Origin of the sequence: Streptomyces sp. CBMA152 (assembly GCF_014596475.1) — a bacterium.
In the GTDB taxonomy this organism is placed as follows: domain Bacteria; phylum Actinomycetota; class Actinomycetes; order Streptomycetales; family Streptomycetaceae; genus Streptomyces.
This window is the reverse complement of sequence record NZ_MECJ01000005.1, coordinates 63,454-78,945: the sequence shown is the minus strand read 5'-3', so window position 1 is coordinate 78,945 and position 15,492 is coordinate 63,454. Positions and strand designations below refer to the sequence as shown.

8 protein-coding genes are annotated in these 15,492 nt (G+C 67.9%); 3 read left to right on the top strand and 5 right to left on the bottom strand.

Translation table 11 applies throughout. The features are described from left to right. Positions 1-367 precede the first annotated feature (367 nt). Positions 368-1,960, top strand: a complete 1,593-nt coding sequence (locus BG418_RS05605) for an acyl-CoA carboxylase subunit beta (RefSeq protein ID WP_188272572.1) — start codon at positions 368-370, stop codon at positions 1,958-1,960. Between the two features lie 149 nt (positions 1,961-2,109). Here BG418_RS05605 and BG418_RS05600 read toward each other — a convergent pair whose 3' ends face one another. Then, complete coding sequence (locus BG418_RS05600; RefSeq protein ID WP_188272571.1) at positions 2,110-3,636, bottom strand: UDP-N-acetylglucosamine 1-carboxyvinyltransferase; 1,527 nt, start codon at positions 3,634-3,636, stop codon at positions 2,110-2,112. A 250-nt stretch (positions 3,637-3,886) separates the two neighbouring features. Between BG418_RS05600 and BG418_RS05595 the strand changes: the two genes are divergently transcribed. Then, positions 3,887-4,282 (top strand): hypothetical protein, encoded by a 396-nt coding sequence (locus BG418_RS05595; RefSeq protein ID WP_223184414.1) that lies wholly within the window; start codon positions 3,887-3,889, stop codon positions 4,280-4,282. A gap of 238 nt (positions 4,283-4,520) precedes the next feature. Continuing rightward, positions 4,521-7,235 (top strand): aconitate hydratase AcnA, encoded by a 2,715-nt coding sequence (gene acnA, locus BG418_RS05590; RefSeq protein ID WP_188272570.1) that lies wholly within the window; start codon positions 4,521-4,523, stop codon positions 7,233-7,235. Between the two features lie 302 nt (positions 7,236-7,537). Here acnA and BG418_RS05585 read toward each other — a convergent pair whose 3' ends face one another. The 4 genes from BG418_RS05585 to BG418_RS05570 all read right to left on the bottom strand — a co-directional run bounded on the left by BG418_RS05585 (position 7,538) and on the right by BG418_RS05570 (position 15,374). Beyond that, on the bottom strand, positions 7,538-8,629 hold the full coding sequence (locus BG418_RS05585) for a hypothetical protein (RefSeq protein WP_188272569.1): 1,092 nt from the start codon (positions 8,627-8,629) through the stop codon (positions 7,538-7,540). Between the two features lie 203 nt (positions 8,630-8,832). Then, positions 8,833-9,879 (bottom strand): hypothetical protein, encoded by a 1,047-nt coding sequence (locus BG418_RS05580; RefSeq protein WP_188272568.1) that lies wholly within the window; start codon positions 9,877-9,879, stop codon positions 8,833-8,835. A 31-nt stretch (positions 9,880-9,910) separates the two neighbouring features. Further along, positions 9,911-11,584 carry a DNA/RNA non-specific endonuclease gene (locus tag BG418_RS05575; RefSeq protein ID WP_223184412.1) on the bottom strand — a complete coding sequence of 558 codons (1,674 nt, stop codon included), beginning with the start codon at positions 11,582-11,584 and terminating at the stop codon, positions 9,911-9,913. Between the two features lie 532 nt (positions 11,585-12,116). After that, positions 12,117-15,374 (bottom strand): ALF repeat-containing protein, encoded by a 3,258-nt coding sequence (locus BG418_RS05570; protein WP_317453520.1) that lies wholly within the window; start codon positions 15,372-15,374, stop codon positions 12,117-12,119. Between the last annotated feature and the right edge of the window lie 118 nt (positions 15,375-15,492).

Sequence of the window (15,492 nt, the reverse complement as noted above, 5' to 3'; positions counted from 1 at the left end):
GGACGCACCGCTGTTCTCCCCGACCGGCGGATCCAATTGAACTGTACCAATGTCCGGGCGGACGATCGCCTGGCAGCCATCTCACCCTCGTGCCAACGGGTTTGAGGGGTGATGCGGCCGAATGAACAGTTGCTTACCCGGTGGTTTCGAGCGAGGTGGGGCCGACACCGACGGCGTCCCTCCAGAGAAACGGAATTTCCAATTCCGGTTGTCTCCCGCGCCTTTTCTAGGGGTGGTCGCCCACGGGATAGGGGGAGCTGATGGTGGAGAACTCATTGCGCCGGTCGTTTCAATGGGGTGACGTGGGCGTTCGACGCCCGTGGACCACAGAGGCGCCCGCACCGCCGGGCCGGGGTGGAGATGGCGCATGACGGCAACCCAGGACAGTGCCCTCGCGTACGGCGGCACCACGACGATCAGCGGGAAGACGGCGGAACTGCACGCCGTCCGCGAACGGGCGGTGCGGGGACCGAGCGACCGGGCGACCGAGACGCAGCACGCGAAGGGCAAACTGACGGCGCGGGAGCGCATCGGGCTGCTGCTGGACGAGGGCTCCTTCCGCGAGGTGGAGCAGCTGCGTCGGCACCGCGCCTCGGGGTTCGGGCTGGAGGCCAAGAAACCGTATACGGACGGTGTGGTGACCGGCTGGGGAACGGTGTACGGCCGCACGGTCTTCGTCTACGCGCATGACTTCCGGATCTTCGGCGGGGCGCTGGGAGAGGCGCACGCGGCGAAGATCCACAAGATCATGGACATGGCGATCGCGGCGGGCGCTCCGCTCGTCTCGCTGAACGACGGCGCGGGCGCGCGTATCCAGGAGGGCGTGTCGGCCCTGGCGGGTTACGGGGGGATCTTCCGCCGCAACACGCGGGCGTCGGGGGTGATTCCGCAGATCAGCGTGATGCTCGGGCCCTGCGCGGGCGGCGCCGCCTACAGCCCGGCGCTGACGGACTTCGTGTTCATGGTGCGGGAGACCTCGCAGATGTTCATCACGGGCCCGGACGTGGTGAAGGCGGTCACGGGGGAGGAGATCACGCAGAACGGCCTCGGCGGTGCGGATGTGCACGCCGGGACGTCCGGCGTGGCGCACTTCGCGTACGACGACGAGGAGACGTGCATCGAAGAGGTGCGCTATCTGCTGTCGATGCTGCCGTCGAACAACCGGGAGAACCCTCCGGCGGCGGCCTGTGCGGATCCGGTGGACCGCCGGAGCGAGGCACTGCTGGAGGTGGTGCCGGCCGACGGGAACCGTCCCTATGACATGCGTCAGGTGATCGAGGAGATCGTCGACGAGGGGGACTACCTGGAGATCCACGAGCACTGGGCGCGCAACATCATCTGTGCGCTGGCGCGGCTGGACGGCCAGGTGGTGGGGATCGTGGCGAACCAGCCGCAGTTCCTGGCGGGGGTGCTGGACATCGAGGCGTCCGAGAAGGCCGCCCGGTTCGTGCAGATGTGCGATGCCTTCAACATCCCGATCGTGACGCTGCTGGACGTACCGGGGTTCCTGCCGGGAGTGGACCAGGAACACCGGGGGATCATCCGGCACGGAGCGAAGCTGCTGTACGCGTACTGCAACGCGACGGTGCCGCGGATCTCGCTGGTCCTGCGGAAGGCGTACGGGGGCGCGTACATCGTGATGGATTCCCAGTCCATCGGCGCGGACCTGACGTTCGCCTGGCCGACCAACGAGATCGCGGTGATGGGCGCGGAGGGCGCGGCCAACGTGATCTTCCGTCGGCAGATCCAGGAGGCGCAGGACCCGGAGGCGATGCGCGCCCAGATGGTGAAGGAGTATCAGACCGAGCTGATGCACCCCTATTACGCGGCCGAGCGCGGTCTGGTGGACGACGTGATCGATCCGGCGGAGACCCGGCACGTCCTGATCGACTCCCTGGCCATGCTCCGGACCAAGCACGCCGACCTGCCCGCCCGCAAGCACGGCAACCCGCCCACCTGACCGGGCCGTTCACGGCCGGTCGGCACCGCTCAGCAGCCGGCGCACGCCAGGCCCGGACCGCCACCCTCCGGTGCGGTCCGGGCCGAGCGCTCCTGCCGGGGCGAGCAGGCGATACTCACCCGCCACTCACCCGCCGAGGCGGTGCGCCCTCAGATGTCCCGGAAGATCTCGATCTGCGCGCCCACCGAGTTGAGCCGCTCGGCCAGGTCCTCGTAGCCGCGGTTGATGACGTACACGTTCCGCAGGACGGACGTGCCCTCCGCCGCCATCATCGCGAGCAGGACCACCACCGCCGGGCGCAGGGCGGGCGGGCACATCATCTCGGCCGCGCGCCAGCGGGTCGGGCCCTCGACGAGCACGCGGTGCGGGTCGAGGAGCTGGAGGCGGCCGCCGAGGCGGTTGAGGTCGGTGAGGTAGATGGCGCGGTTGTCGTAGACCCAGTCGTGGATGAGCGTCTTGCCCTGGGCCACCGCCGCGATCGCCGCGAAGAACGGCACGTTGTCGATGTTCAGACCAGGGAAGGGCATCGGGTGGATCTTGTCGATCGGCGCCTCCAGCTTGGAGGGCCGTACGGTCAGGTCGACCAGGCGCGTACGGGCGTTGTCGGCCACGTATTCCGCCGAGCGGTCGTGGTCCAGGCCCATCTCCTCCAGGACCGCGAGCTCGATCTCCAGGAACTCGATCGGCACCCGGCGGATCGTCAGCTCCGACTCGGTGACGACGGCGGCGGCCAGCAGGCTCATCGCCTCGACCGGGTCCTCGGAAGGGGAGTAGTCCACATCGACGTCGATGTTCGGTACGCCGTGCACGGTCAGCGTCGTGGTGCCGACGCCGTCGACCCGTACGCCCAGCGCCTCCAGGAAGAAGCACAGGTCCTGGACCATGTAGTTGGAGGACGCGTTGCGGATGACGGTCACGCCGTCGTGGCGGGCGGCGGCGAGCAGCGCGTTCTCGGTCACCGTGTCGCCGCGCTCGGTCAGGACGATCGGGCGGTCGGGGGCCGTCCGGGTCACCTCGGCGTGGTAGATGCCCTCGGTGGCCGTGATGTCCAGGCCGAAGCGGCGCAGGGCGATCATGTGCGGCTCGATGGTCCGCGTACCGAGGTCGCAGCCGCCCGCGTACGGCAGCTTGAAGTGGTCCATACGGTGCAGCAGCGGGCCGAGGAACATGATGATGGAGCGGGTGCGGCGCGCGGCCTCCGCGTCCATGCCGTCCATGTCGAGGTCGGCGGGCGGCACGATCTCCAGGTCGACGCCCTCGTTGATCCAGCGGGTGCGGACGCCGATCGAGTTGAGGACTTCGAGCAGTCGGAAGACCTCTTCGATACGGGCCACCCGGCGCAGCACCGTACGGCCCTTGTTCAGCAGCGAGCCGCAGAGCAGTGCCACGCAGGCGTTCTTGCTCGTCTTGACGTCGATGGAACCGGACAGCCGGCGTCGGCCGACCACCCGAAGATGCATGGGCCCGGCGTAGCCGAGCGAGACGATCTCACTGTCGAGAGCTTCACCGATGCGGGCGATCATCTCAAGGCTGATGTTCTGGTTCCCGCGCTCGATACGGTTCACGGCGCTCTGGCTGGTGCCCAGAGCCTCGGCCAACTGCGTCTGCGTCCAGCCCCGGTGCTGCCGGGCGTCACGGATGAGCTTGCCGATACGTACGAGGTAGTCGTCTGACATGGCGGCAGGTTATCTCAGATATGAGATGAGATGCGCGCTGGGGTGCGCCGTTCGGGTGGGGCCTGTGTGGAGAGGATGTGTGGGGCCGAGGTGAAACACCGTCAGTTCCGATGCTGCGCCGCCACCCGCCCCCCAGCAACCGGAGGCCAGCCGTCCGACTCCACTCGGGTGCCGCTACCCACGATTGCCCGATCCACTCCGAGTACGCGTACTCATGCCGCATACGCGAGGTTCGAGGTTGGCTGGCCCCATGCCGAAGCAACTCTTCCGCAGTGTCGAAGAAGACAATCTGCGGGCTCTCGCCGCCCGGTTCGACCACTGCGTGCCCAGCCGCTGGACCGCGCCGATCATCTCCACGGTGCTCACGCTCCCGGCGGCCTGCGTGACCCTGTTCTTCGCCGGGCTCTCGCCGATGGCCTGCGACGGCTGTGACCAGGCGCAGAACGCGCGCTTCACCCCGAGCTTCGAGACCGCCTTCAGCGCCTTCCTGGCCGGCCTGGCCCTCGCCCTGGTGCTGCTGGTGACGAGCTGGGCGCTGCCGTGGCGGCGGCGCAACGCGCCCCGCCGCGTCCTGTTCGCCACGCTCGCCCCGGTCTGCGTCATCTGTGCGTACGTGATGTTCGTCGCGATGGTCGACTGGCCGTAAGGACCCGCCTCGCGCGAGGGCGGACTTCGGCGTCCGGGGTACCCGGCCAGGCGTGGTCGCGCATGACCAGTGGCCGCCCATGTACTAGAGTTATCTCGACATCGAGATATCTGTCGAGGCGCATCGCAGCCGCCCTCCCCGGTAAGGGTGACCTAACTTAGCCTTACCTTAGCGGATTGGCTATCCGGCGTGGCGGCAGGATTGCGGTGGAACGCGCACATATATGAAGGAGACTGTCGTGTCGGCGAACAGCTTCGACGCCCGCAGCACGCTGCAGGTGGGCGACGAGTCGTACGAGATCTTCCGGCTGGACAAGGTCGAGGGCTCCGCGCGCCTCCCTTACAGCCTGAAGGTCCTGCTGGAGAACCTGCTCCGTACCGAGGACGGCGCGAACATCACCGCCGACCACATCCGGGCGCTCGGCGGCTGGGACTCCCAGGCGCAGCCCAGCCAGGAGATCCAGTTCACGCCGGCCCGCGTGATCATGCAGGACTTCACCGGTGTTCCGTGTGTCGTCGACCTCGCCACCATGCGCGAGGCCGTCAAGGAGCTCGGCGGCGACCCGGCGAAGATCAACCCGCTGGCCCCGGCCGAGCTGGTCATCGACCACTCCGTCATCGCCGACAAGTTCGGCACCAAGGACGCGTTCTCGCAGAACGTGGAGCTGGAGTACGGCCGCAACAAGGAGCGCTACCAGTTCCTGCGCTGGGGCCAGACCGCGTTCGACGAGTTCAAGGTCGTCCCCCCGGGCACCGGCATCGTCCACCAGGTCAACATCGAGCACCTCGCTCGTACGGTCATGGTCCGGGGTGGCCAGGCCTACCCCGACACCCTCGTCGGCACCGACTCGCACACCACGATGGTCAACGGCCTCGGCGTGCTCGGCTGGGGCGTCGGCGGCATCGAGGCCGAGGCCGCGATGCTCGGCCAGCCGGTCTCCATGCTCATCCCGCGCGTCGTCGGCTTCAAGCTGACCGGCGAGCTGAACCCGGGCACCACCGCCACCGACCTGGTCCTCACGATCACCGAGATGCTGCGCAAGCACGGCGTCGTCGGCAAGTTCGTCGAGTTCTACGGTGAGGGTGTGGCCGCGACCTCGCTCGCCAACCGCGCCACCATCGGCAACATGTCGCCGGAGTTCGGCTCCACCGCCGCGATCTTCCCGATCGACGGCGAGACCCTGAACTACCTGAAGCTGACCGGCCGCTCCGAGCAGCAGGTCGCGCTCGTCGAGGCGTACGCCAAGGAGCAGGGCCTCTGGCTCGACCCGGCCGCCGAGCCCGACTTCTCCGAGAAGCTGGAGCTCGACCTCTCCACGGTCGTCCCCTCCATCGCCGGCCCGAAGCGCCCGCAGGACCGCATCGTCCTCGCCAACGCCTCGCAGCAGTTCGCGCAGGACGTCCGCAACTACGTGGACACCGCCGACGAGGCGGGCCAGGAGTCCTTCCCGGCCTCCGACGCCCCGGCCGCCGCCAACGGCGTGCCGACCCGCCCGACCACCGTGGTCGCCGCCGACGGCACCTCGTACGAGATCGACCACGGCGCCGTCACCGTCGCCGCGATCACCTCCTGCACCAACACCTCGAACCCGTACGTGATGGTGGCCGCGGCCCTCGTCGCGAAGAAGGCGGTCGAGAAGGGCCTGACCCGCAAGCCGTGGGTCAAGACCACGCTCGCCCCGGGCTCGAAGGTCGTCACGGACTACTTCGACAAGGCCGGTCTGACCCCGTACCTCGACAAGATGGGCTTCAACCTCGTCGGGTACGGCTGCACCACCTGCATCGGCAACTCCGGTCCGCTGGACGAGGAGATCTCGAAGGCGGTCAACGAGCACGACCTCGCGGTCACCTCGGTGCTCTCCGGCAACCGCAACTTCGAGGGCCGGATCAACCCCGACGTCAAGATGAACTACCTGGCGTCCCCGCCGCTGGTCGTCGCGTACGCCATCGCCGGTTCGATGAAGGTCGACATCACGCGCGACGCCATCGCCCAGGACGCGGACGGCAACGACGTCTTCCTGAAGGACATCTGGCCGACCGAGGCCGAGGTCAACGACGTCGTGGCCAACGCCATCGGCGAGGACATGTTCAACAAGTCCTACCAGGACGTGTTCGCGGGTGACGCGCAGTGGCAGGCGCTGCCGATCCCCACCGGCAACACCTTCGAGTGGGACCCGCAGTCCACCTACGTGCGCAAGCCCCCTTACTTCGAGGGCATGACGATGGAGACCACCCCGGTCTCCGACATCGCCGGCGCCCGCGTCCTGGCGAAGCTGGGCGACTCGGTCACCACCGACCACATCTCCCCGGCCGGTGCGATCAAGGCCGACACCCCGGCCGGCAAGTACCTCACGGAGCACGGCGTGGGCCGCCGTGACTTCAACTCCTACGGCTCGCGCCGTGGCAACCACGAGGTCATGATCCGCGGCACGTTCGCCAACATCCGCCTGCGCAACCAGATCGCGCCGGGCACCGAGGGCGGCTTCACCCGCGACTTCACCCAGGCCGACGCGCCGGTGTCGTTCATCTACGACGCCTCGCAGAACTACCAGGCCGCCGGCATCCCGCTGGTGATCCTGGCGGGCAAGGAGTACGGCTCGGGCTCGTCCCGCGACTGGGCCGCCAAGGGCACCGCGCTGCTCGGCGTCAAGGCCGTCATCGCCGAGTCCTACGAGCGCATCCACCGCTCGAACCTCATCGGCATGGGCGTCCTGCCGCTCCAGTTCCCGGAGGGCACCTCGGCGTCGTCGCTGGGCCTGACGGGCGAGGAGACCTTCACGTTCACGGGCGTGGAGGAGCTCAACAACGGCACCACCCCGCGCACGGTGAAGGTCACCACCGACACGGGCGTGGACTTCGACGCGGTGGTCCGCATCGACACCCCCGGCGAGGCGGACTACTACCGCAACGGTGGCATCATGCAGTACGTCCTGCGGAACCTGATCCGCAAGTAGGCATGGCTCGGGCCCTGGCCTGAACACGAAGGGCGCACTCCCCTGGCGGGGAGTGCGCCCTTCCGCCATGCCGCCCGAACCGTCATAGTGGGAACAGTGAAGGGGCCGCACTCCTGTAAAGAGTGCGGCCCCTTCACTGTTCCTCCGACCGCTCAGGGGAGTTCGGCTCCGGCGGTTGTTCGGTGGGTTGTACCGGGTCAGCAGCGGTCGAGGGAGTGCGTTCCGCACTCAAGGTTGGCTGGTTGGCGTCCTTCCGGACTCAACGTGACAGCGCCCGCCGGAGGTGTCCGCCGCGCTGCGCCTCACGATCGCGTGGCGGTCCCGCACTCCTTCTCCCCGCTCGCCCGCATCCATGCGTCCATCGACTTGCTCCGGTCGTACGGGTCGACCTGTTGGCCGCTTCCCTGTCCTGCGGCGTGCTCGGACCTGAAGGTGGGGATGAAGTAGCCGGTGGTGTTGTCGCAGCCGCCGTTGGTCGTGTCCGACTTGTAGGAGACGAGGGAGAACGTTCCCGGCTCGGTGACCACCTTGGCGGGGTTGTCCCAGCTCATCACGAGCTCGCGGCGCACGATGGTTCGCGCGACGTCGTCGCTGCCTGCCGTGGCGCGTACGACCGGATACACGTAGGTGACATCGGCCGTCACCTCGAGCGCACCGCGCTGGCCCTCCCGGTAGGTGATCCGGCCCCGGGTCTTGACAATATTTCCGACCAGCCGCGCCTTCGCCGGGGCGAAACGGCTGAACAGCAACAGCGGGTCACTGTCCCGGCCGGGCGCACGGAAGGCGGCCGCCAGGTAGTCCTGGACATCACGCTGGTGCGGATTGATCAACGCGATCGCTTTGGCGGGCCGCTCCCCGCGCTGCACGCCGGGATCCAGATTGGCTGCGGCGAGGAAGTCCTGTGTCCGGGCGAGCGCCTGCGCGACCTGTTCCTGGCTCATCCAGCCCGTCGCCCGCGCCTCAGGCAGGGTCACTCCCTCCACCCCGTTGGCCCACTGCGCTGCGGGGGATCCCCTGAACGGCTCGGCCAGGGTGGGCAGTTGGCCCGACCCTTGCGGGGGCGGCTCGCTGGGACGGTCCGACTCCGCGGCGAGCGGTGTACTGTCACTGCCTCCGCCACCGAACCAGCCCGCCACCCGCTCGGGGGCCACCGCCGCGACCAGTAGTCCGAGCACGACCAGCACCCCGACCACATACCAGGGTGCGCGCCGACGCCGCCGGGCCGGCTGGTACGTCCGCCACCCTTGCGACCGGCCGCTCTCCCCGCGCAGCCGCTCCGTCACCATCCGGGCCCGCGCCGACGGCTCCTCCGGTGCCCCTGAAGTCCCCGCCTCTGCCTCCCGCAGGAAGCGCTCCCACTCCTCGTCCGGTATGGACGCCCCGCCTTTGCCCACGATCTCCTCCTTACTTCCCTTCCCGACTCCTTCTCAGGGACAGTCATCACGCGCCCACACGGACGGGTCACACCATCATGTTTTGGTGCCGAAGCACGGCTGGAAGGTGGAGGAGGGCGGTGACGCGAATGGGGTCTTCCCTGCTCGAACGAAGCGGAGAGCTTGGGGAGTTGACAACTCAGTGATACGGGTAGTCGAGTCGATCACTGGATCAGTTCGATGTGCGGATGACCCGGGGATGCCGGGCAGACGTGGAGTTGCAGGTCGTAGCCCCGGGCGAGGTCGATCATGGTGAAGTTCGCCGGGGGGGTGCCGGGGAGGAGCGGCGTGGGGTTGGCCTGCTCCTCTTCGGGGGCCCAACTTTCGGTGCCACCGTTCCACTCGGTGGTGGCGATGGTCAACAGCGGGTCTGCCTCGGTGCCGCATGCGGGGCATTGCCGGGGCATGGGGTCGGTGAGGCCCCAGCGGGTCCAGCCGCCGACCTTCCAGCCGGGGGAGATGGACAACATGTCCATGTAGAGCTCCTCCGGGGCGACCTCGTAGGAGCTGTCCAGCGTTGATCCGGCCGCCTGCCACCTGCTCCAGTTACCCAGTTGCTCCTGCAGTTCCTCGCTCAGCTCCAGGTAGTTGGGGTACTCGGTGACCTGCTCCGGTGCGAGCAGGCACGGCTCCGGCAGATAGGTGGGGAACTGGATCGCGGGCGGCTCGGGCGGTGCGTCGAGTACGTCGGTGACCGTGGCAGCGGACCGCCAGTACAGTGTGGTCCTGGGGTGCGCCGGGTGGTCGAAGGGGCACCAGAGCACCTGAAGCAGATCGACGTCGGACTGTCCGGGCGGGCGCAGTTGGGGGATGTCGCGCACGTACAGCTGGGCCACGGGCAGCATGGCGATCGGGCCCTCCGGCCACGGGCGGCCGGCCATGATCCGCTTCTCGGTCGCCAGCTCCTCGGGCGTGGCCCAGGGCCCCTGAGGATCGCGGCGCCGCCGACTTGCCGATTCCGCCCGGTTACGACGCCACAGCCGTACGTCCTCAGGCGAAAGGGCCGCATTCACCCGGTCCCACACGTGCGGTTCTTCGCAGTGTGGCCACGGCTCGTCGGCGGGCCACAGCAGTGGTCCGCCGACGGAACTGTCATGCACGGACGGAGCCCCGGGGCGGGGATGTAACCGGGTCGCCGTGCGTGCCAGCGGGGCCAGTTGTGGGAAGAGCGCGGTCACGTCGAGCGGCCGCGGCGGGGTGGTATGACTCATTCTGGCTCCCGATGGCACGAACTGGATGAGATCAGTTTCCGAGGTTGAGCAGCCCAGTGTCTGCCTTGGTGTTGGGGACGTAGACGTTGGGGAACAGTTGCTCAATCGTTCCGCTCGCCCGTTCGATGCTAGCGCTCATCGTGACTCCCACCGGAATCGTGCTGGTGCCATCCCGGAAGACGGGCGTCACCTGGTAGAAGATCGCGTCGTTCGGCCCGAAGGAGTCCAATGCCACCGTCCTCTGAGCCTCGAACTCGTAGGTCCGCATGCTGGGCGTGCCGGTGTTCATTCCCACCTGCCAGCAGGGGACGAGGTTGTTCTGCCCGCCGTCCCAAATCCTGCCCGGTCCGCCGAGGATGTTGGCGATGAGGTGGCACCGGGCGAGTCCGTACGGCGCTTTGGTGCCGGGCGCGGCGTGAGGGCGGGCGAATATCTGTGCGTCCTGCCAGCCGGTGATATCTCCCGTGGCTTCTTTGCCCTTGCCGAGCGTCTTCCCCAGGCATGCCTGCGCCATGGTCGGCCGAGTGCCGGCCTGACTGGGCGGGTTGATGGTCTTGTTGACGTGGGCGACCGGTTCGGTGGTGTTCTTGATCCACCCGGCGCCGGAGGGAAGCGCACCGGTCGGCCAGCTCGCCAGGCAGGAGGCCTGCGGGACAGCGGCCGGCGTCGTGAACTCCACCTTGAACTGCTCGGCGTCGATGACCCGCTGGTTCTCGAATCCCTCGGAGAGCTTCCCGTCGGCGAACTGCTTGTCGGCGAGCGGGACATGGGCGCGCACACAAGGCGTGGCGGGATCCAGGTCCAGACTGTTGCCAAGGACGTAGGTGTCCCATCCACCGCTGCTGGCATTGGGAATCACCTCGACGCACCGAGCGCCGTCGATTCCTCCCTCCTTGGCCTCCGCGAAGGGGAATTCGCCGCAGGTGTCGGTATCGACGAGGTCCGTATTGGCCTGGAAGGGCTGTGTACCGGCGCTTCCGCAGGTGCGCCCCGTACGGCCGGCAGTGTCGCTCTTCTGTCTGGTCAGTGGCTTGGTTTGCCCCCAGCGGTCGGAGAGGTTCTGCTGGGCCCACTGATAGGCGGCCACCGCGCCACCCGGGTCCGAGCCCTGCGCGCTCATCGGCACGACGGCCATGACCGTGGGTATGACGCAACCCGGCGATGGGGGGACCGTAGGGTTGCCCGTGACGTCCCGGACGGCGTCGTCGCAGCGGATCTTGCGAGGGTTGCTCCACGACGCGTTCGGATCCGTTATCTGGGCGCCCGGGGCGGTGACGTAGAGCTTGTACGAGGTCGTGAACTCAACTTGGCTGTCGGGAGCGGGATTCGACGAGTAGGAGACGGTGCCGCTGACGGACTGCCCCACGGTCAGGTTTCCGCCGTACCAAGGCGCAGTCTTCGTGGCTGTACAGGACTGCGTGCAGGCCGACCTGAACTTGGCGCTGAGGGTGGTGACGGCTCCGGTGGCACCGGTCATCTTCACCGTGACGTGCTCGTCCCACGTCGTGCCCTTTTCGGGAAGGGTTGCGCTGGTCGATACCTCCAGGTCGCCCGTCCCGATCTGCTTACCCGTTGAGTCTTTCAGCGTGTAGAGGACGTTCACCCCTGTCACGCAATACTGGAAGCGCTTGTACGTGTAGCTGCCGGGGTTCGTGATGTCACAGCTGCCTGTGTCGCCTTGACCGGCAGGGTTTGTTGATGCCATCCGCCCGGTTTTGAGGAGCGCCCCACGACTCGACGATGTCACCGGCACGGGGCGTGTGCTGACGCAGGCTTCGGTGGCTCCTGCCGTGTGTTCCTTTGAGCCCGCGCGCGTGGGCTCGCAGTGCTCGCCGGACGTCTGCGATACAGGACTGGTCTCCGCGCGTGGAGGGACAGTGGGCAGACTGGACGGGGCGAGCCTGGCTACCTGGCGGGAATGAGTCTTGCTCGGGCTCGGCTCTGCATGGCTCATACCGATCGTACTGATTCCCGACGCCATAGAAGTCAGCAGCACCAAAAGGGTCCGCTGAGTACGCCTGAATCGTATGGCTGATCTCATCTAAGGCCTCTCGCGCATGCATATTTCGAATTGCTCGTCTACGGGAAGCAGTGAGTCGAATCCATTGCGGCCCTCGGGGTGTTTGCGCCTGGAAGAAGATGTCGTCCTCAAGATCCCGGCCCAGCAAGAGGGTGACTCGTGTGCCGGGCGACTGCAGGCCGACCTCATGTGGCGCGAAGTACAGGACGAGGTGCTGTCACCAAAGCGATGACAGCGCGTGGGTAACCGAGGACCCGAGGTCCTCGCCAACCTCCACAAGCTTCCTGACCGCGGGGGCCACTACCTTCTTGGCACCGCCGAGCCGACCGGTGCTGATGAGCCATTTGGCCTGGCCGAGAGTGGCTAGATTGAGGGCGGCTTCGCTGGCGGAATCAATGAACTGGCTGCTGGTGAACCCGTACTCGATGCCTGTGGCGATGGCACTGATTCCGCCGGCTCCCATCGACACGGAACCGAAGAACGCCGAGCCAAGGGCCGCCGGAGGAAACTCGAGGCTGGCAAGCCCGGTACCGGCCTCGAGGTAACCCGCTCCCACGCTGATCTTGTTGAACGTGTCGGCGTACCACTTGGCGTCGTTCCACCACTCGTCCTTGCCGCCGGTAGTGGTGCCGTTGGGGTTGACCTGGTCATGGGTCGAATTTCCGGCTGGATTGCGCCCGCTCTCGCGACCCTTCTGGGCTTCTTCGGCAGCCTTGCGCGCGGCTTCTCGCACCTCGGCGATACGTTTGTCGGAGGCGATACGCACAGCGTCGCGGGCCGCTGCTGCGGCAGTCTGCGCGTCCTTGCCCGCAGCGAGTGCGGATGCGTGCGCGCTGGCAGCCGAAGCCTGGGCTTGGTAGGACGAGTTGAGGGCGCTGCGGGCCGAGTCGATCGCCTTGTTCGCCGAGTAGTTGGCCGAGCGGGCGGCGCCTCGCGCGGTGTCTGCCGCCGTTTTGGCCGTATCCGCCGAAGCTTGGGCTGCGGCTGCGGAGGCGTCCGCTTCGTTGGCGTTCTTCTCCGCCTGCTTGGCGTACTCGTCAGCCTTGGCCTGCGATTCGCGTGCTTTGTTTGCCCAGTCTGCTGCTTTGTCCGCCCATCCGCGGGCATCGGCGGCAGCCTTGGATGCCAGTGCCGCGTCTTTCTGAGCCTTGTGGGCGATCTTCGCGGCTGCCGCAATGGCTCCGCGGATCGCCGCAATGTGGGTGGCGGAGTCGTAGTCGAGCTGTGCCGTCCGGTACTGGACCGTGTGGACGAAGTTGCGGCGCATCCATGTCGGCCCTTCCAGGGCGACCTCGGCGTGCGCCTGGGTGTAGGGGCCTGCGGTCGTCAGGAGTGTTGAGGTGGTGACCGCGTCGTCCTCGCGCATCGCGGCGGGGTAGGTGCGGTCGAAGAAGTCCTGCAGGGCCTCGGGGGTATCTGCGTTGAGCGCGTCGTTGGCTGCCTTGGTGACAGCCTTGCCGGGGCGCTGGGTGAGGATGCGGGCGATCTGGACGCGGTTGTCGTCCTTGGACGCCCTGATCACACCTGCGGTGAGGAAATCGCCCACGGGCTTATCGCCAGAGCCTTCGAGCGCGGCTTGTGCGGCTTGCGCGATCGCGGGGCTGGATATCTGTGCGAGGTAGAGGACGGTTTCGCGGTCGTCCTGCTGCTGCGCGAGGTGCCGGTCGAGGTCGATCCAGGAGTAAATGTCGGCGTCGGCGCCGGCCAGGGCGAACTGGGCTGCCTGCCGTGTCCAGACGCCCTTGGCGTTCAGCAGGCCGATGGCAGCCTTGCGGCCCAGCGTGGCTGCCAGCGCGAGGTTGTCAGCCGCCAGTGCTTGCTCGGCGTTGGCGATCAGGTCCTTGATCTCCTGGTCGGTTCGCTGCGCCTGCGAGCGCTTGTTCTGGTAGGCGGCTGTCTCGGCGGTCTCGATCTGGGTCAGCAGCCTGGCCTCCTCGATGCCTCGGAGTCTGTCCTCCTCCAGATGGGCCAGCTCGGCGTCCCTTGCTGACTTCTCCACGGCCTGGGCGTCCTCGACTGCCTTTACCGCGATGTCGGCCGCCTTCACAGCTTCATTGGCGTGGGCGGTGGACTTGTTTGCGAAATCGATCGCCTGCCCTGCGTACTTGACTGCCTCTTCGGCCGCGTCCGCTGCCTTCTCGGCCTGGGTTGCTGCGGCGTTGGCATGGTCCCGCGCGGCGCTCGCGGCTGTCGCAGCCGCGTTGGCGAGGGCCTGAGCGGTGGAGGCGGCGTTGGTGGCGCGGTTCGCGGCGCTGGAGGCGATGGATGCCTGCCGCTGGGCCTCTGCGGCATCCGACTGGGCGGCCCCTGCGGCGGTCGCGGCCTGGGCGGAGGCGTTGGCGGCGGCTGCGGCGTTGCGGGCGGCAGAGGCTGCGGCGGACCCGGCGTTGGAGGCCTGGGATGCGGCGGTCGCCGCATAGTCCGCGGCCTTGGCCGCGGACCGCGCCTGCGCGGCACCGTTGCGGGCTGCTACCGCGGCGTCCTTCGCCGCCCGCGCCTGAGTGGCGTCCTTGGAGGCCGCGATCGCGGAGTTGTAGGCGACGGATGCCGCGTTTCCGGCGGTGGCGGCGGCCTGGGAGGCTGCGGTAGCGGCCCAGGAAGCGCGGCGGGCGGCGGCCACAGCCGCGCTCGAGGCGTTGATGGCCTCGCGCGCGGCGTTCGCCGCGCCCTTGGCCGCACTGGCCGCCTTGCGGGCCGCGGCCCCGGACAGCTCCACCTCATTCTTGGCGTTCTTGGCTGCTGTTGCCGCTTCCTCCGCCATTTCCTTGGCCTTGTTCGCGGCGGTCTTGGCCCGTTCGGAAGTCTCGACAGCCAGGTTTGTCTCGGCCTGGGCGCGCTTGCCTTCCCGCTCGACGACGGCGACCAGTTCCTCGATGGCTGCTGATTCCTGGTCGCGGGCACGGGCGATGTGCTGGCCGGTGTCCAGGAACCACTCGATGTCAGTCTCGGTGCCGCTCAGGGCCCGGTCAGCGTACTTGCTCACCTCAGGACCGGCATTGATCAGCATGGTGGACACCTGGACCTTCATGTCCTCCAGGTGGGCGGTGAACTGCCCGTCGGTGAGGAAGGCCTCCAGCGCTTCTCGGCTGCCGGCGCTCAGGGCGGCGGAGGCGTCACGTTGCACCGCCTTGCCACCGGTGACCGACACCGTGGAAGTTCCTACCCGCAGGTCTTCTATAAGGGCGGACTTGAAGCCGCCCTGGAGGAAGGCCGCGATGGCGCTGTCGCCCTGGTCGAGAGCGGTGGAGGCCTCACGGCCCAGCCCCTTGCCGGCCTTCACCAGGAAGGTGGAGATGGCGACGCGGTTGTCCTCCACCGTCGCCTTCGGCAGTGTCGTGGTGAGGAAGGTCTGCACATCGGCGTCGGTGCCGATGAGCGCTCTGGCCGCGGCCGCCTTGACGGCCTTTCCGCCTGTCATCCAGGCCTTGATCACCTTCGCCCTGTCGGTGTCCGGCAGCGGGAGCGGATCGGGCACTGCCCCCCCTGGGGTGTCAGCACGAGCCATGCGTGCTAACGGCAAGGGGGAGGCGGCTGCAGCGGCAGTGGCCGCGAGTGTGCCAAGGAGACGTCTCCGACTCCAAAACGTTGTTTGC